The organism is Glycomyces sp. NPDC021274 (assembly GCF_040641195.1).
In the GTDB taxonomy this organism is placed as follows: Bacteria; Actinomycetota; Actinomycetes; order Mycobacteriales; family Micromonosporaceae; genus Glycomyces.
This window is the reverse complement of the sequence record NZ_JBFADC010000001.1, coordinates 122119-140185: the sequence shown is the minus strand read 5'-3', so window position 1 is coordinate 140185 and position 18067 is coordinate 122119. Positions and strand designations below refer to the sequence as shown.

Sequence of the window (18067 nt, the reverse complement as noted above, 5' to 3'; positions counted from 1 at the left end):
TGATCATGACCGACAAATACGCACCGGTGCCTGAGGACAAGTTCTCCTTCGGCATCTGGACGGTCGGCTGGGCGGCTCAGGACGTCTTCGGCTCGGCCACCCGCGAGGCCATGGCCGCCGACCGCGCCGTGCGCAAGCTCGCCGAGCTCGGCGCCTACGGCGTCAACTTCCACGACAACGACGTGTTCGGCTTCGACGACTCCGAAACCGAGCGCGACGCCAAGGTCGGCGCGTTCCGCAAGGCCCTCGACGAGACCGGCCTCAAGGTCACCACCGCGACCACCAACCTCTTCAGCCACCCGATCTTCAAAGACGGCGGCTTCACCCACAACGACCGCGACGTGCGCCGCTACGCCATCGCGAAGGTCATGCGCAACATCGACCTCGCCGCCGAACTCGGCGCCGAGATCTACGTCGCCTGGGGCGGCCGCGAAGGCGCCGAGTTCGGCGGCTCCAAGGACGTCCAGTCCGCCATGGCCCGCATGAAGGAAGCCTTCGACACCCTCGGCGACTACGTCACCGAGCAGGGCTACGACCTCCGCTTCGCCATCGAGCCCAAGCCGAACGAGCCCCGCGGCAACATCCTGCTGCCGACGCTGGGCCACGCCCTCGCGTTCATCAACGAGCTCGAGCGCCCCGAACTGGTCGGCATCAACCCCGAGATCGGGCACGAGGAGATGGCCGGCCTCGACTTCGCCGCCGGCATCCGCCAGGCCATGTGGCACGGCAAGCTCTACCACATCGACCTCAACGGCCAGACCGGTCCGCGCTTCGACCAGGACCTGCGCTTCGGCGCCGGCAACGTCGGCGGCGCGTTCTGGGTCGTCGACGCCGTCGAAGAGGGCATCGCCAAGGGCCAGTACACCGGCCCCATCCACTTCGACTACAAGCCCCCGCGCGTCGAAGACGACAACGGCGTGTGGGTCTCCGCCGCCGCCTGCATGCGCAACTACAAGATCCTGCAGGCCAAGGTCCGCGCCTTCCGCGCCGACCCCGAGGTGCAGGAGGCCCTCAAGGCCGCCCGCGTCGACGAGCTCGCCACCCCCACCCTCGCCGAAGGCGAGACCTGGGCCGACCTCAAGGACGTCAAGGTCGACGTCGAAGGCCTCGCCGCCAAGGGCATGGCCTTCGAGCACCTCGACCAGCTCGCCCTCGAACACCTCTACGGCGTTCGCTAGAAAGCACAATGCGATCGGGCCCGGAGCTTCCGCTCCGGGCCCGATCACTACCCCACACCCATCAATTGGATTCGACTCGCCTTGCGGCTTGTCACCCCTCAGGAGGTTTCTTTCCCCTGCACCGAAGATTAGGGACGGGGCCTCTGTATTCCACGCGAGAACGATTAGAGGTTCATTGGAACCGCTCAGGCCGCCGAACGGTCGGTCGGCGCCGTCGGCGCGGGCGGGTCGGGCAGGGCCGCCAACGTGCGCTGCCAGATCCCCACGTCGTGCCACTCGCCGTGCTTGAACCCGGCGGCCTCGATCGTGCCCACCAGCTTGAAGCCGAACGACGCGTGCAGCGCCTCGCTGCCCTCGTTCGGACTCGTCACCAGCGCCATCACACTCCGGAACCCCTGGGCCTCAAGGCGCTCCAGCAGCTCCCGGTACAGCGTCGAGCCCACGCGGCGGCCGCGCTGGCCGTCCGCGACGTACACCGTGGCCTCGGCGGTCCAGTCGTACGCCTGCCGGGCGTTCCACGGCTTCGCGTACGCCAGGCCGACCACGTCGCCCGCATGCTCGGCGACCAGCCACGGGTAGCGGTCGCCGTATGCGGCGATCTCGTGCTCCCAGTCCGCCGCCGGCTGCGGCTCGGTGCGGAAGTTCGCGGTGCTGCGGGCGATGTAGTGGTTCACGATCGCGGCGAACGCGGCCGCGTCCGAGGACTCGGCGTAGCGCACGGCGACGAGGTCCGGGGAGGTGTCACTGGTGCTCATGAGCGGCAAGACTACCGAGGAACTGGACCGGTACCGGGTCGCGATCCCGTCAGGCGGTAAGCCGACACACCGGGCGTCACCACACCGTGCTGGGCCGCCACATGCAGCCCGAGGGGCGCAGGCCGCCCGTGGCCCGGAAGTCCTCCACCGCGCGCGCCAGCGTGCTCAGCGCGATGTGCGCGTCCGGCGGGAACGTGCTCGCCGTGTCCATGTCCCGGAAGAGCCGCAGATGCGGGGCCTGCAGCTCGTTCGAGTAGGTGACCCAGGCGCCCGGACCGTAGTCCTCGCCGCCAGGACCGAAATAGGCCAGGGCCCCGATCTCCGCCGATTTGTCCGCGATGATCTTGAGACCGTGGTCGGGCCGGCCGCCGGGCTCGTAGCCGGGCCGGTCGCGCACCAGCGCGGTCGCGACCTGGAGCAGGTCGGCCGCCACGATCGTGGCGACGGCGGCGGCAACGCCGTCGGGGTCCTGGGCGAGGAGGACCTGGGTCCCGCTGTCCCGGGTCTCGAGCCGGAACTCGACGCAGTAACCGGCGATATGCGCGCCGGCGGGGCCAGGACTCATGGGGGGATCTCCTTCCGGGTCATGTGACTCGGCAGTGCGGGGCAGAGCATCGTATTTGTGATCGAGACTGATCGCCATGGCGGACACCGCACCTCACATGGGGTCGTACTGCTTCGGGGTTTTGGGAACGACAGTACGTGCGCGATCGGGCCGTATGTTCGATCAGTCGGGAACTTGACAGAAAAGCACTGATAAGGCCCTGATATGCCGTGACAACCTGTTCATGCAAGTGGCAGATTCCATTAGGGAGTCCAAGAGGCCCCTCGCCGACCGGGTCGCCCCGGCCCCCGCAAGGGCGGCAAGATAGACCGCATGCGAGTGGAGCTGCTGGGACCGTTGCGAGTGCTCGACGAGGACGGGACCGAGGTCCCGATCCCCGCCGGCCGCCAGCGCGCCCTCCTCGCACGACTCGCACTCGAACGCGGCGCCGTTCCCGCCGCCGCCCTCATCGGCGCCGTCTGGCCCGAGGACCCGCCCGCCAATGCCGGCGGCGCCCTCCACACGCAGTTGTCGCGACTGCGCGGCCTCCTCGGCGACCGCCTCGAAAGCGGCCCCGGCGGCTACCGCCTCGCCGCCGCCGAGACCGACATCGACGCCTTCGAGCGCCTCGCCGCGCGCACCGAAGCGGCCTCTAGAGAGGACAGGCCCGCCGCCGCCCGCGCGAGCGCCGAAGCCGCCCTCGCGCTCTGGCGCGGCCCCGCGCTCGCCGACCTCGACGGGTACGCCTTCGCCGAGGCCGCCCGCACCCGGCTCGCCATGCGCCGCGACACCGTCGCCGCCCTGCTCCTCGACGCCCGGATGCGCCTCGACGGCGCCGACGCAGTGCTCGCGGAGCTCGCCGCCCGCCACAGTGCGGACGTGCTGAACGAGCCGGACGCCGCCCGGTACATGCTCGCGCTCGCCGCCGCCGGCCGCCGCGCCGAAGCGCTCGCCGTCTTCGACACCGTGCGGGAGCGGCTCGCCGACGAACTCGGCGTCGACCCCTCCACGGTGCTTCGCGAGGCGCACCTGGACGTGCTGCGCGGCGTCGAGCCGCCCGCGGCCCCGCACCGGCAGCATCGACTGCCGGAGCCGCTCACCGCGTGCATCGGCCGCGAAGCGGAGATCGCGGCCGTGACCGGGCTGCTCGGCGCGAACCGGCTCGTGACCCTCACCGGCCCCGGCGGGACCGGCAAGACCCGCCTCGCGGTGGAGACCGCGAACCGGCTGGCCGCCGAGGACCGCGAGGTGCGCATGGTCGAGCTCGCGCCCGTCACCGACCCGGTCCGCCTGCCCGAAGTGCTCGGCGACGCCATCGGCCTCGGCGAGTCGATCCTCGCCCGGCGCAGCGAGGACCCGCGGACGCGCCTGACCGATGCCCTGCGGGGGCGCGAACTCCTCCTCGCCGTGGACAACTGCGAGCACCTCATCGAGGACGTCGCCGAACTGCTCGCTCACCTCCTCGGCCGCGTGCCGGGCCTGCGGGTGCTCGCCACGAGCCGTGAAGCGCTCGGCATCACCGGGGAGGCCGTGTTCGGCGTCGGGCCGCTGCCGCTGCCCGACAGCGCCCTTGCAGACAGCGCCCTTGCAGGCAGCCCCGCCGCAGCCAGCGCCGACCCGGTGGCTGAGCTGCGTTCGCACGCGGCGATCGCGCTGTTCGAGGAGCGGGCCCGCCAGAGCGATCCGGGATTCGGCATCGACGCGTCGAACGCCGAGGCGGTGCTCCAGGTCTGCGTCGCGCTGGACGGCCTGCCGCTCGCGATCGAGCTCGCGGCGGCCCGCCTCCGGTCCATGAGCCTCGCGGACCTCTCCGCGCGGCTCCCCGAACGATTCGACCTGCTCGGGCGCGGGCCGCGCACGGCCGAGCCGCGCCAGCGGACGCTGCGCGCGGTCGTCGACTGGAGCTGGGACCTGCTCGACCCGGTCGAGCGCCTCGTGCTCGCCCGCATGTCCGTCTTCAGCGGCAGCACGGACCTCGCCGCCGCGTGCGAGGTCTGCTCCGCGAACGCCGACGACATCACGGGCCTGGTCGAGAAGTCGCTGGTGCAGCGCCTGCCCGGCGGCCGGTACCGGCTGCTGGAGACCGTGCGCGAGTACGCCGCCGCGCGGCTCGCCGAGGCCGGGGAGACCGCCGAGCGCTTCGAGCGGCACGCCGAGCACTACGCGGCCCTCGCCGAAGAGGCCGAACCGCACCTCATGCGCGCCGAGCAGGTCGAGTGGCTCGAACGGCTCGGGACCGAGCACGCGAACCTCTTCGCGGCGATCCGCCGGATGGTCGCGGCCGGGAACGCCCGCGTGGCGTTCCGCGCGATCGCGCCGCTCTCCTGGTACTGGTGGATGCGCGGCTACCGCGAGGAGGGCATGGAACTGGCCCGGCAGGTCCGGGCGATGCCGTTCGACCCCGCCCACGTGGACCCGCTGCACCGCGCCAAGGTCTCGATGGCCGGCAGCTGGGGCCTGTGGTCCGGTCGCAGCGACCCCGCCGAGGTCGACGCCGAGTTCGCCGCGGCGCAGCGCATCAGCGAGGAGCACGGCCTCTACGAGGTCGAGCCGCTGCTGCAGATGATCCCGATGATCCGGGCGATGATCGCCGGGGACGCGTCCCGCCTGCGCGAGATCATGGCCGGACTCGGCGACGAGAAGCACGCGTGGGTGCGGGGGATCGGCCTGCTGTTCGTCTCGGAGTTCTCCTACCGGTCCGGGCGGCCCGAGGAGGCCGCGGCCGAACTGGCCGAGTCGAACCGGATCTTCGCCTCGCTGGGCGAGCGCTTCGGGCTCATCCTCTCCTGGCAGGGCCTCGCGGCCGACCGGATGGCCGCGGGGGACTACCTGGGCGCGCGCGGGCTGCTGCTGCGGGCGATCGCGGCCGAAGCGGAGTTCGGGGCGGACCTGGCCGACTCGGTGATCGCCGACCTGCTGTGGCGGATCGACGCCGAGCACGGCGACGACCCGGAGGCGATGCTGGAGCGGATGCGGGCGCAGCGGGAGCGCGCCGAGCGGATCGGCAACGCCGAGAACGCCCTCGCCACCCGCACCGTCGCGGCGATCTGCCTGCGCCGCATGGGGAAGACCGACGAGGCCCTGCGCGAACTGCTCGACGCCGAGCGGGACCTGCCGCGGTTCCAGCACTTCTCGGAGGTCGCGATGCAGCTGTACCGCCAGCTCGCGGCCATCGCGCGCGAGCAGGGCGACCCGGACCTGGAGGCCCGGGCCGCCTCGATGCTCGAGCAGAGCACCTGGCCGTTCAGCTCCTGACTCAGTCGGTGAGCTTGCGGCGGTAGGCCCGCAGCGACAGCGGCACGAACACGGCGGTGAGCGCGGCGCACCAGGCGAGGAGCGCGAGCACTTCGCCGCCCGCGTCGCCGCCGTTGAGGAAGACCCGCATCGAGTCCGCGAGGGCCGTGAGCGGATTGAGCTCGGCCCACCACTGGACCGCGCCGGGGAGCGTGTCGAGCTCCACGAACACCGTCGAGGTGTACGCGAGCGGCATGAGGAGGCTGATCATCCAGGTCTGGATCTGCTCCTCGCTCTTGGCGGTGAGGCCCACGAGGACCATCGACCATGAGGCGGCGAACAGGAACAGCAGCAGCACGCCGGCGGCCGCGGCGGTGCCGAGGAGCCCGCCTTCGGCGCGGTAGCCGATCGCGAAGGCGACCCCGCCGACGACGAGCAGCGCCCACGCGTACTTCACCATGTCCGCGGCGACCCGCCCGGCGAGCAGCGCGAACCGCGACACGGGCATGGCGGTGAGGCGGTCGAACACGCCGTCCTTGATGTCGCCGAACAGGCCCAGCCCGGTCGAGGTGATGGCGAAGAACAGGCCCATCGCGATGATGGTCGGCCCGGCGTACTGCAGGAAGTCCTGCCATGAGCCCATCATCTGCCCGCCCATGAAGAACGTGATGGACAGCAGGATCATCAGCGGGATCATGAAGAAGTCGATGAGCTGGGCGGGCGCGTGCCTGATCGAGGCGAGCGAGCGGGCCGCCATCGTGGCGGACTGCGCGAGCGTCCCGCGCTTGGTCGTCCAGGTGGTCTCGGTTGCAGCGGTGCTCATGCCACCGGCTCCTTCGCGGTCTCGTCGGTGCGGGTGCGGTGCCCGGTGAGTTGGAGGAAGACCTCGTCCAAGGTCGGCTCGTGGAGCCCGAACCCGGCCAGGTCGACCCCGGCCTGCGAGACGCGGGCCATGACCGCCTGCGCCTCGCCCGCGTGGGCGACGGGCACGAGCACCTCGCCGCCCTCGGCGCGGGCCTTCACGCCCACGGCCCATTCGGCGAGCTGGACCAGCTGGTCGACCGCGTCCGGCCGGGTGGGGGACAGGCGCAGGACCTGGCCGCCCACGGCCTGCTTGAGCTGCGACGGCGTGCCCGAGGCGATCACGCGGCCGCTGTCGATCACGGCGATCGCGTCGGCGAGCTGGTCGGCCTCCTCCAGGTACTGGGTGGTGAGCAGGACGGTGGTGCCCGAGGCCACGAGGTCGCGCACGACCTGCCACAACCCGTTGCGGCTCTGGGGGTCCAGGCCCGTCGTCGGCTCGTCGAGGAACAGGACCTCGGGCCGCCGCACGATCGACGCGGCGAGGTCGAGGCGGCGGCGCATCCCGCCGGAGTACCTGCCCGCGGCGCGGGTGGCGGCGTGGGCGAGGTCGAACCGCTCGATGAGCTCGTTCGCGCGGGTCTTCGCCTGGCGGCGCGACGCGCCGAGGAGCCGCGCGACGAGCACGAGGTTCTGCTCGCCGGAGAGGGCCGGGTCGAGCCCGGCGTACTGGCCGGTGAGCCCGATGCGCTCGCGCACCTGCGCGGCCTGCTCGACCACGTCGAGGCCGAGGACGCGGGCGGACCCGGCGTCGGGTTTGGTGAGGGTGGACATGACGCGGACGGCCGTGGTCTTCCCGGCCCCGTTGGGGCCGAGGACCCCGAGCACGGTGCCGGGGGCCGCGGCGAGGTCCACGCCGCTGAGGGCGTGGACCTCCCCGAAGGACTTCTTCAGTCCCCGGACTTCGATGGCGTATCGCATGGGGTGCGCCTCTCTGGTGCTGCACTGGTCTGCTTCCTGTGCCGCCCAGCGTGCGCGCCCCGGCTTTCACTCCGGTCCCATTCGCCTTTCACCCCGGCTTTCACCTGACCGCACGTGAAAGGGCCGCCTCCGCAATGCGGAAGCGGCCCTTTGCACCAGGGGGAGCCTGTCGGCCGGTCACGGCGACGCTTGCGAGCCGTAAATCAGCCGGTCACGGCGACGCTCGCGAGCCGTAAATTAGCCCTTGATCGCGCCGGTGATGACGGCCTTCGTGAAGTGCTTCTGGATGAACGGGTACATGATGACGATCGGGATGATCGTGCAGACGACCACGGCCATCTTCAGCGCCGCGTCGGGCGCGGCGGACTGGTACTGGCTCACGTTCGCCGCGGCGCCGGGCAGGCCCTGCGTGGACATGAGCATCCGCTGCAGCACGACCTGGATCGGCTGGGTCTCCAGACCCGGGATGTACAGCACCGCCGAGAAGTAGATGTTCCAGTAGCCGACCGCGTAGAACAGGGCGACGACCGCCAGGATCGCCTTCGACATCGGCAGCACGATCTTGAACAGGGTGCGGAACTCGCCCGCGCCGTCCATCTTGGCGGCGTCGATGAGCTCGGTCGGGACGCTGTTCATGAAGAACGCCCGGAGCACGATGAGGTTGAAGGCGCTCAACGCCATCGGCAGGATGATCGACAGGTAGTTGTTGAACAGCCCCAGCTTCTGCACGACCAGGAAGCTCGGGTAGAGGCCCGGCGCGAACAGGAACGTGAAGAGCACGAGCATGAGGATCGGCCGGTGCAGCAGCGAGCCGGGCCGCGAGAGGCCGTAGGCCGCGCCGATGGTCAGGACCATGCTCAGTGCGGTGCCGCCGGCGGTCAGGCCGATCGTGAGGAGCAGCGACTTCGTGAGCGCGCCGCCGTCGAAGATCTCCTGGTAGGCCGCGATGCTGAACTCGGCCGGGATGAGCAGCATGTTGCCGCCCGCCTTGGCGAGCGACTCCTCGCTCGCGAAGCTGGTGGCCACGACCGCCCAGATCGGCAGGACGATGGCCGCGCCGTAGGCGATCAGGAAGAGCGCCTTGACGAGCTTCCCGAACCACGAGGGCTCCTCGTCCCAGACGGGGCGCGCACTCTTGCGCGGCTTGAGTTTGAGCTTGGTGTCGATGGCCGTCATGACTTCTGGTAGATCCCTTGCTCTCCGAGGCGGTGCGCGACGTTGTTGGCGATGAGGATCAGGATCAGCCCGATCACGCCCTTGAACAGGCCGGCCGCGGTGCCGAAGGAGGCCCCTTCGGTGCCGATGACGCTGCGGTAGTAGATGAAGGTGTCGAGCACTTCCGTGGTCTGGTAGCCGATCGCGTCGCGCTGCAGCTGGTACTGCTCGAACCCGACCGTGAGGATGCCGCCGATGTGGAGGATCAGCAGCAGCACGATCACCGGCCGGATGCCCGGCAGGGTGATGTGCCACAGGCGCCGCCAGCGGCTGGCGCCGTCCACGGCCGCGGCCTCGTAGAGGCTCGGGTTGATCGAGGCGAGGGCGGCCAGGAAGATGATCATGCCCCAGCCGGCGTCCTTCCACGCCCACTGCAGCCAGGCCAGGAACATGAACGTGTCCGGGTTCGAGGTGAACGTGAGGCGGTCGCCGCCGAAGCCGAGGATCCAGTTGGAGACCAGGCCGTCGGCGCCGAGCGTCTGGACGAACACGGTGACGACCAGGACCCAGGAGAAGAAGTACGGCAGGTACACGATCGACTGGAAGACGCTGCGGACCTTGGTGGAGACCACCGAGTGCATGACCAGCGCCAGGACGATCGAGAGCGGGAACAGGAACAGCAGGTTCGCGAACGAGTACTTCAGCGTGTTCAGCAGCGCCGGAACGAAGTACGGGTTGTTGAACAGCCGCTCGAACCAGGCGAAGCCCACCAGGGGGTTCTCCCAGAACGCGCGGTGCGGGCTGTAGTCCATGAACGCGATGATGTTCCAGGCCGAGGGCCAGTAGAAGAACACCGCGAGCTGGGCCATCGCCGGGAGCGTCATGAGCAGGAGCGGCCAGTCGGACCGGAACCGCTGGGCCACGGTCCGCTTCCGCTTGCGCTTGCCAATGGTGCGGCCGCCCGACCCGGACGGAACCGGGGGCGCTGAGGTCTGCAGAGCTGCCATCGCTTGTGTGTAATCCAGTCAGTGAGTACCTGTGCAGGGACGGGGAGGCCGGGCCGCGACGGGCGTCGCGAACCCGGCCGGGCGCCTTAGCCGTGCAGCTTGTCGTAAGCCGCGGTGTAGTGCTCGCGGCCGGCCTCGCCGCCGTTGGCCTTCCAGGTCTCGACCATCTCGGGGATCGACGAGAGGTCGGCGCGGCCGTACGCGATGTCGTTCTGCTGGTCGATGAGGACCTGGCCGGCGGACTTGAAGTCGGCCGGGCCCTCGACGCGCATGCCCTCGAAGATGTTGACCTCGGCGAACTCCAGCAGGGAGGCGTTGTACTCGAAACGGGCCTGGACCATGTCGGGCGCGCCCGTCAGGAACTGCTGCACGTGCCCGGAGATCGTCTTGTGGTTCACCGGTGCCTGGACGACGGTGGTGCCGACCTCGTTGAAGACCGGGACGCCGTCGGGGCCGTAGGTGAAGTGCGTGCCTTCGATCCCGTAGTTGATCAGCTCGTACTCGGTGGTCCCGAACGGCGCCGAGGCGAAGTTGCAGAAGTCGAGGAACTCCTCGACCTGCTCTCGGGAGAGGTCCTTGTTCAGGAACGTCCAGGAGTCGACGCTGGTGTTGACGTGCACGAGGGGCTTGCGGCCCTTCGCGGCGAGCGCGCCGAGCGGGGCGATGGTGCCGCCCGTGCCCTCGGCCGTGGACTGGTCGATGAACCCCTGCCACCACGAGATGCCGTCGAGCTGGAAGACGATGGTCCCGGCCTTGTGGAGGGCCTGGCCGTCGAGCGTGCCCGAGGGAAGGTCCGGGTGGACCAGCTTCTCGTCCCAGATGGTGCGGCGGAACTCGAGCCACTCGGTGTACTCGGGGCGCTCGCAGTTGTGCACGAGCTTGCCGTCGATGTACGCCCAGCCGTCGCCGCCGGCGAGGCCGAACCAGGCCGGGGTGAGGTAGTCGGTGCCGCCGAAGGCCCAGCGGCCGCCGGCGTCGTCGTTGACGGCGCGGGCGACCTCGAGGAGCTCCTCGACGGAGGTCGGCAGGGCCTGGCCCTTCTCCTCGAGCAGGTCCGTGCGGGCGAACATCGCGTTGTTCGAACCGCCGGAGAAGGAGCCCGGGATGGCGAAGACGCGGGCGGTCTCGGGGTCATTGGGGTCCGTCGACCACACCGACTGGCCCCAGGAGGCGGTCGGGAGGCCGGCGAGCAGCGGCCAGCGCTCGGAGATGTCGCCCTTGACGATGTCGGTCAGGTCGTAGAAGGTGTTGACCACCGTCTCCTGGAAGTTCGGGTGCGAGGCGATCATCCAGGCGAAGAACATGATGCCGTCGCCGAACTCGTTGGCGTTGAGCCACTGCACCGAGGTCTCGGCGTAGGTCATGCCGTCGGCCTGGCGCAGGTCCACCCTGGTGCCGCCGCTGGCCTCGGCGATCGCCGCGAAGTACGGGTCGTCGTTCGAGGGCGCCTCGCCCCACATCGGCATGGTGATCTCGAAGGTCCCGCTGTTGGACGGGAGGTTCTCGATGGCCGGGACGGGCTCGGGGTAGGTCGTGAACCCGGACGGGTGGTTCGGCGGCTCGCCGACCAGGTCGGGTTCGACCGGGAGGGGCCATTCCTTGTACTCGGGCAGGAAGTCGAAGCCGTCGGTCGTCTGCGAGGTGCCGCTGCCCGATTCGATGTCGCTGCACGCGGCGATGAAGGGAAGGCCCGCGGCACCGGCCGCGCCCAGGCCGGCTGCCTTGAGCAGGGAGCGGCGCCGGAAGATCGACCCGTCTGAGGGAGTAGCCACGATGCTGTCCTTTCGGTCGTAATGCACATGTGAGGGTCTTGCAGGTCTTGTGGGGGGTCTGGCCGATAATTAGTTCGGCTATTCGATAAACTAAAGTAGCGCACGGTGGCACCCGACACAAGCCGGGGGTCAGGCGATACGGGCGCGGATTGATCACGATTCGGGAACGGCCCTTGTGGTGAAACGCTTCGCTGCGCAACCGTCAGGGACCGCTCGAGGACCCGTTGCCGTGATCGATCAGAATGAGCCGGGACATGCACAGGAGGAACACATGGCGATGCGCATAGCGTCGAAGTCGGCCGGGGCTGCCGGCGAGGAAGCGCGGGTCCGGGCCAAACGCGCCGACTTCACCGACGTGCGGGCCAACAACCTCGGGTTCGTGCTGCGCCAGGTGCGCGCCGAAGGGCGCTGCTCCCGTGCGGATCTCGCCGCGAAGACCGGCCTCAACAAGGCCACGGTCTCCTCGCTCGTGGCCGAGCTCATCGAGCGCCGCGTGCTGCGCGAGTCCGGTTCGGTCATCGGCAACATCGGCCGCCCCGCAGTGCTTCTCAGTGTCGACACCGGCTATTACGCCTCGCTCGGCGTCGAAGTCAATGTGGACTACATGACACTCGTCGCCGTCGATCTCGCGGGCAACCGGCTGCTCTCCTGGCGCCGCGCCCACGACGGCGCCGGGTCGACCCCAGGGCGCTCCGTCTCCGCCCTCGCGGGCCTCGCCAAGCGCGCCGTCGACAAGATGGACGCCGAAGGCCGCCAGATCCTCGGGCTCGCCGTCGCCGTCCCCGGCATGATCGACAACGACGGCGTCGTCCAGCGCGCCCCCATGCTCGGCTGGGAGGAGTTCGACCTCACCGGCCGCCTGCGCCAGGCCATGCGCGACCCCAAGTACGCCGTGACCGCCGACAACGACGCCAACCTCGGCGCCGTGGCCGAGCAGCGCTTCGGCTCCTGGGCCGGGGTGTCCAACATGATCTACCTGACCGGTGAGATCGGCCTGGGCGCCGGCCTCATCGTGGACGGCGAGCTGCGCCGCGGCGCAACGGGCTTCGCCGGGGAGATCGGCAACCTCCTCATCGATGTGGACGGCCGCGTCGGCCGCGTCGAGGACCTCGCGGGCATCAGCGCCGTCCTCAAGACGCTGTCCGAGTCGGAAGCCATCGCCGGGGCCGAGGTCGAGGCCGAGGTCGAGGACGTGGTCACCCGCGCCCGCGCCGAAGAGCCGGACGTCCTCGAGGCCCTGGACCGCATCGGGCGCTCGCTCGGCGCGGGCATCGCGCTCGCCGTCGACCTGCTCAACCCCGAAGCGGTGGTCCTCGGCGGGCACTACCAGGCGCTGAGCCCCTGGATCGGCCCGGCGGCCGAACGCGAGCTCGCCGCCCGCACCCACGCCTCCGGGGCCGGCGGCGCCGAGATCGTGGTCTCCGCCCTCGGCCACGAGGCCCCCGCCCTGGGAGCGGCCACCGGCATCCTCAACGACATCGACGCCGGAAGGATGCCCACGCCCCTGGGCGCCTAGCACCCTGTTTCACGATTGTTACCCCGCATGTTTGCGCAGGTTAAAGCCCTGCGAATCGGCCGAAACCCGTCAATCCCGTACGTTGTCGCACCCCACCTGCCTTGACTTGGATCACGGCCCAGGTGTACAAATCTTGCATCCTCATCGAAGCGCTTCGACAAGACACTTTCCAATTGCAGATCACGGACGTAATGCCCTGATCATCGAAGCGCTTCGACTCGGGTTTCCTGGAGCTTCGGCTTCCAGGAGCCGGTTCCAGGAGCACGGCCTCACAACGACAGCGACGTCCGAGTAAGCAAGGAAGTCCACCCATGAGCGACATCGACCCGCGACCCGCCTTCCGCGACCCGAACCTGCCTCGCGCCGAGCGCGTCGCCGATCTCCTCGCCCGACTCACCCTCGACGAGAAGATCGGCCTGCTGCACCAGTACCACCGTCCGGTCGAACGCCTCGGCATGGGCCCCTTCAAGACCGGTACCGAAGCGCTGCACGGTCTCGCGTGGCTCGGCGAGGCCACCGTCTTCCCGCAGGTGGTCGCCCTGGGAGCGACCTGGAACCCCGAGCTCGTGGAGCAGATCGGCGCGGCCGTCGCCGACGAGGTGCTGGCCTTCAACCACAACGACCCGGTCAAGGTCGGCCGCAACGTCTGGGCCCCCACCGTGAACCCCCTGCGCGACCCCCGCTGGGGCCGCAACGAGGAGGGCTACTCCGAGGACGCGGGCATGGCCGGCCTCATGGGCGCCGCCTACGCGCGCGGCCTCAAGGGCGACAACGGCTCGGTGTGGAAGACCGCGCCCTCCGTCAAGCACTTCCTGGCGTACGGCAACGAGGCCGACCGCTGCACCACCTCCTCGAACATGCCGCCGCGAGTGCTCCGCGAATACGAGTTCGCCGCCCACCGCCCGGCACTGGCGAGCGGCGACGCGGTCGCGGTCATGCTCTCGTACAACCTCGTCAACGGCCGCCCGGCGCATGTGACGCCGCTGGTCAACGATGAACTGCGCACCTGGACCGACGAAGAGGTGTACATCGTCTCGGACGCCTACGCGCCCAACAACCTCGCGAACCTCCAGGGCTACTTCGAGGACCTCCCGACCGCCTATGCGGCGGCCGTGAAGGCCGGCCTCGACTCCTTCACGCAGGACGACGAGCATTCGCGCGACGTCCTCGTCCACGTCGAGACCGCCCTCGAGCGCGGCCTGCTCGACGAGAGCGACATCGACACGGCGGTGCGCCGCAACCTCCACGTGCGCTTCGGGCTCGGCGAGTTCGACCCCGAGGACCCGTACGCGCACATCGGCGACGACGCGGTCAACTCGCCCGAGCACCAGGCGCTCGCCCGCGAGGCCGCGACCCAGTCGATCACGCTCCTGAAGAACGACGGGATCCTGCCGCTCGGCGGCCCGGACCGCCAGGCCCCCAAGAAGATCGCGGTCCTCGGCCCGTTCGCGGACACGCAGATGCAGGACTGGTACTCCGGGACCCTGCCGTATGCCGTCACCGCCCGCCAGGCCCTCGGCGAGCGCGCCGAGGTCGTCTACAGCGAGGCCGTCGACCGCGTCCGCCTGCGCCACAAGCAGGGCTACGTGACCGCCGTCGAGGACGGCAAGGCCCTGGAGATCACCGACGCCACCGGCGCGGCGGCCCAGTACGACCTGTTCGACTGGGGCGGCTGGTCGTACACCGCCCGCAACGCCGCCACCGGCCTGTACGTGGACGGCCGCCTCGACGGGACCGTGGGCGCCGACTCGGTCGGCCCGCACGAGTTCGACGTGCACGAGACCTTCCGCATCGTCGAGCTCGAAGGCGGCAAGGTCGCGCTCCAGCAGATCCACGTCGCCGAAGGCGACGAGGGCGGCAAGTGGTACGCCCTCGAAGCAGGCCGGATCGTGCTCAGCGACGACCGCGCCGACGCCGTCGAGCTCGACATCGAGCTGGTCGTCAAGGGCCACGACGTTGCGGCCGAGCTCGCCCGCGACGCCGACGTCGCCGTCGTCGTCCTCGGCGACCACCCGCTCGTGAACGGCCGGGAGACCGAGGACCGCACCGACCTGCGCCTGGCGAACTCCCAGGAGTGGCTCCTGCGGCGCGTCCAGGACGCGAACCCGAATACGATTCTGGTCATGTCCTCCTCCTACCCCTACGCCGCGAACTGGGCCGAGAAGCACGTGCGCGCCGTGGTGTGGTCGGGCCACGGCGGCCAGGAATGGGGCAACGCCCTCGCCGACGTCCTCTACGGCGACCGCGACCCCGAGGGCCGCCTCCCGCAGACCTGGTACACCGACGCGGCCGAGCTGCCCGCGATGCTCGACTACGACATCGTGGCCTCCGACGCGACCTACCTCTACTACCTCGGCCAGCCGCTCTACCCGTTCGGCCACGGCCTCTCCTATGCGGACTTCAAGTACGCGAACCTGAAGGCCGACAAGGAGAACGCCAAGCCCGGCGACGAGCTCACCGTCACCGTGGAGGTCACCAACACCAGCGGCCGCGACGGCGTCGAGGTGGTGCAGCTCTACACGCACCAGTGCGGCTCCCGCGTGAAGCAGCCGCTGCGCCAGCTGCGCCGCTTCGCGAAGGTCCGCCTGGCCGCGGGCGAGACCCGCACTGTCGCGTTCACCCTCCCCGTGGACGAACTCGCCCACTGGGACAACGTGACCGGGCGCATGATCATCGAGAAGTCCCGCCAGCGCCTCATGGTCGGCCGCTCCGCCACGGACATCGTCCTCTCCGCCTCCGTGCGGGTCGACGGCGAGACCGTGGGCGCCCGCGACCTCTCGGAGCCCTTGGCCGCCACCGCGAACGACCTCTACGAGGGCGTGCTGTGGCGCGACGAGAACCGCACCTCCGGCGACGTGATCGCCGCCGACGAGGCCGGCGGCTGGATCATGCTGGGCGACTGCGACTTCGGCACTGCCGAGCAGTACCCGGCGGTGACCGCCCGGGTCGCGGGCCAGGCCTCGCAGCTCACGCTGCGCGTGGACGACCCGCTCGACGGCGACGTGCTCGCCAAGATCGACACCCCCGCCACGAGCGGCGTGTACGACTACACCGACGTGACCGTGGAACTGGGCCGCATCGAGGGCGTCAAGGACCTGTACGTGACCTTCGAGTCCGGTCCGGTGCGCCTCGCGTCGCTGCACTTCTCCACTGAGTACAGCGCTGCTGCGCACGGCGCCGAACCCGACGGGGAGGCGTAGTGGCCGGCCGGGGCGTCACGATCGCCGATGTCGCGGCGCGGGCCGGCGTCGCCGCCAGCACCGTCTCCTATGTGCTGAGCGGGAAGCGGTCGATCTCACCGGAGACGGCCGACCGCGTCATGGCGGCCGTGGCCGACCTCGGCTACCACCCGCACGCCGGGGCGCGCTCGCTCGCCTCCCGGCGGGCCGGGGTCCTCGCGATGATGTTCCCCATCCGCGACGGCATGCACCTGCCGGTGCTCATGCAGTTCGCCGCGGGTGCGGTCGCCGAAGCGCGCCGCCACGACCAGGACGTGCTGCTCATGACGGCCGACGAGGGCCCCTCCGGCCTGGCCCGGGTCGCCGCCTCGGCCATGGTGGACGGACTCATCCTCATGGACGTCGAAGTCCGCGACCAGCGGGTGGAGACCTTGCGCCGCTTGGGACTCCCGAGCGTCCTGATCGGATTCCCAGCGGACTCCGAAGGGCTCACCTGCGTCGACCTCGACTTCACCGCGGCGGGCCGGGTCTGCGCCGACTACCTGGCCGAACGCGGCTGCGGCGACATCGCGCTGCTGGGCGCCGCGGAGGCGGTCTACGAGCGGCGCACGGGCTTCGCCGAGCGCGTACGGGAGGGCTTCCTCAGCCGCCCCGGCCTGCGCGCGGAGGTGCGGCCCTGCCCGAACTACCCGACCGAGGTGCAGCGCACGGTGAAGGAGCTCCTCGCCACGCGACCGGACCTCACCGGACTGGCCGTCCACAATGAACCCGCGGTCGGCCATGTCATGCACGCCCTCGCCGACGCCGGCAAGCGCGTGGGGGAGGACTTCCACGTGGTCGTCATCGGCCCCGACGAGGTCGCCGAGCGGGTCCACCCGCAGCTGCCCTCCGTCCTCGTGCCGGCCGAGACCCTCGCCCAGACCGCGGTGCGCCACCTCATGCGCAAGCTCGACGGCCTCGACGTCCCGGACTCGACACTCATCGAACCGCAGCTCACGCTGCGCTGACGCACGCACAGCGGCGGCCCTGGGGGAGATGTCCCCAGGGCCGCCGCGCTCTATTCACTTGTGATGGTGAGAGGAAAGTCCTCAGGGGGTCGGCCGACGGCGTGTCAGCCGACGTTGACGCCCTGCTCCTCGAGCCAGGCGAGCGAGTCGACCTTCTCGCCGTCGATCAGCACCTCGAAGTGCAGGTGCGGGCCGGTCGAGCCGCCGGTGTTCCCGGAGAGGATGATGGTGTCGCCCTTGGAGACCTTGTCGCCGACGCTGACGGGGACCTCAGAGGCGTGGGCGTACCGGGTCTCGATGCCGTCGCCGTGGTCGACGTAGACCACGTTGCCGTAGCCGCCCGCTTCGAAGCCGACATAGGTCACGGTGCCGTCGCCGACCACCGCGATGTCGTCCCCCTCGAAGTTGCCGAAGTCAGTGCCGCCGTGCAGCCGGCCGTCGCGCATCCCGTAGTACGAGGTGATCGGCGCGTCCGACGGGGCCGTCCACGGCTTCGCCGCCTCAGCTGCCGCCGCGGCTGCCTGCTCGGCCTCCTCAGCGGCCACGCGGGCCGCCTCCTCGGCGGCGGCCTGCTCGGCGGCCTCCTTCGCGGCCTGCTCCTCGGCCAGTCGCTTCGCCTCTTCGGCAGCGGCCTGCTCGGCCTTCTCGCGGGCCGCCTGCTCGGCCGCCCACTCGGTCTCCATCCCGGCCAGGACGGAGTCGACCTGCCACTCGGTTTGGACGACCGTGTCGTTCTGCTGCTCTTCGGCCTCAGCGGCCTGCGCCGCGGCGTTCTGCCCCGAAAGGGCGGCGAGCCCGGAGCCGACGAGGATCGCGGCGGCGAGCCCGCCGTTCACGAAGCGCCAACTGTGACGTTCGCGACGAATGCGGCGGCGCCGAAGCACGGCCCGAAGCCGGCGGCTGGTCATTTCTCTGCCAGCGGATTCGCTGGTGTCGTC

General features: G+C 70.4%; 13 protein-coding genes. 5 read left to right on the top strand and 8 right to left on the bottom strand.

From position 1 onward, the window contains the following. Positions 1 to 5: 5 nt before the first annotated feature. Positions 6 to 1178: a xylose isomerase gene (gene xylA, locus AB0I03_RS00595; protein ID WP_360404112.1), complete on the top strand. Its 1173-nt coding sequence runs from the start codon at positions 6 to 8 to the stop codon at positions 1176 to 1178. A 185-nt stretch (positions 1179 to 1363) separates the two neighbouring features. Here the strand turns inward: xylA and AB0I03_RS00590 are convergent, their stop codons facing one another. Continuing rightward, on the bottom strand, positions 1364 to 1933 hold the full coding sequence (locus tag AB0I03_RS00590) for a GNAT family N-acetyltransferase (protein WP_360404109.1): 570 nt from the start codon (positions 1931 to 1933) through the stop codon (positions 1364 to 1366). 76 nt (positions 1934 to 2009) lie between these two features. Then, positions 2010 to 2498, bottom strand: a complete 489-nt coding sequence (locus AB0I03_RS00585; RefSeq protein WP_360404106.1) for an Imm1 family immunity protein — start codon at positions 2496 to 2498, stop codon at positions 2010 to 2012. Between the two features lie 312 nt (positions 2499 to 2810). Here AB0I03_RS00585 and AB0I03_RS00580 point away from each other — a divergent pair, with 312 nt between their 5' ends. Beyond that, positions 2811 to 5732 carry a BTAD domain-containing putative transcriptional regulator gene (locus tag AB0I03_RS00580; protein ID WP_360404103.1) on the top strand — a complete coding sequence of 974 codons (2922 nt, stop codon included), beginning with the start codon at positions 2811 to 2813 and terminating at the stop codon, positions 5730 to 5732. A 1-nt stretch (position 5733) separates the two neighbouring features. Here AB0I03_RS00580 and AB0I03_RS00575 read toward each other — a convergent pair whose 3' ends face one another. The 5 genes from AB0I03_RS00575 to AB0I03_RS00555 all read right to left on the bottom strand — a co-directional run bounded on the left by AB0I03_RS00575 (position 5734) and on the right by AB0I03_RS00555 (position 11427). Then, positions 5734 to 6534 (bottom strand): ABC transporter permease, encoded by an 801-nt coding sequence (locus AB0I03_RS00575; RefSeq protein ID WP_360404100.1) that lies wholly within the window; start codon positions 6532 to 6534, stop codon positions 5734 to 5736. Further along, positions 6531 to 7493, bottom strand: coding sequence for an ATP-binding cassette domain-containing protein (locus tag AB0I03_RS00570; protein WP_360404097.1), 963 nt, complete (start codon positions 7491 to 7493; stop codon positions 6531 to 6533). Before AB0I03_RS00570 ends, AB0I03_RS00575 begins: the two co-directional genes overlap by 4 nt. Positions 7494 to 7730: 237 nt before the next feature. After that, the gene (locus AB0I03_RS00565; protein WP_360404094.1) at positions 7731 to 8669 is read right to left on the bottom strand and encodes a carbohydrate ABC transporter permease; all 939 of its coding nucleotides are present in this window, start codon (positions 8667 to 8669) and stop codon (positions 7731 to 7733) included. Further along, a complete protein-coding gene (locus tag AB0I03_RS00560; protein ID WP_360404091.1) occupies positions 8666 to 9655 on the bottom strand; it encodes an ABC transporter permease subunit in 990 nt (329 codons plus the stop codon). Before AB0I03_RS00560 ends, AB0I03_RS00565 begins: the two co-directional genes overlap by 4 nt. Positions 9656 to 9741: 86 nt before the next feature. Continuing rightward, the gene (locus AB0I03_RS00555) at positions 9742 to 11427 is read right to left on the bottom strand and encodes a hypothetical protein (protein ID WP_360404088.1); all 1686 of its coding nucleotides are present in this window, start codon (positions 11425 to 11427) and stop codon (positions 9742 to 9744) included. 271 nt (positions 11428 to 11698) lie between these two features. Here AB0I03_RS00555 and AB0I03_RS00550 point away from each other — a divergent pair, with 271 nt between their 5' ends. The 3 genes from AB0I03_RS00550 (at position 11699) to AB0I03_RS00540 (ending at position 17129) form a co-directional block, all read left to right on the top strand. After that, a complete protein-coding gene (locus tag AB0I03_RS00550) occupies positions 11699 to 12943 on the top strand; it encodes an ROK family transcriptional regulator (RefSeq protein ID WP_360404085.1) in 1245 nt (414 codons plus the stop codon). Positions 12944 to 13254: 311 nt separating this feature from the next. After that, positions 13255 to 16143: a glycoside hydrolase family 3 C-terminal domain-containing protein gene (locus AB0I03_RS00545; protein WP_360404082.1), complete on the top strand. Its 2889-nt coding sequence runs from the start codon at positions 13255 to 13257 to the stop codon at positions 16141 to 16143. After that, complete coding sequence (locus AB0I03_RS00540) at positions 16143 to 17129, top strand: LacI family DNA-binding transcriptional regulator (protein ID WP_360404079.1); 987 nt, start codon at positions 16143 to 16145, stop codon at positions 17127 to 17129. The genes AB0I03_RS00545 and AB0I03_RS00540 overlap by 1 nt, the downstream gene beginning before the upstream one ends. A 104-nt stretch (positions 17130 to 17233) precedes the next feature. Here the strand turns inward: AB0I03_RS00540 and AB0I03_RS00535 are convergent, their stop codons facing one another. Continuing rightward, positions 17234 to 17965, bottom strand: a complete 732-nt coding sequence (locus tag AB0I03_RS00535; RefSeq protein ID WP_360404076.1) for a M23 family metallopeptidase — start codon at positions 17963 to 17965, stop codon at positions 17234 to 17236. Positions 17966 to 18067 lie beyond the last annotated feature (102 nt).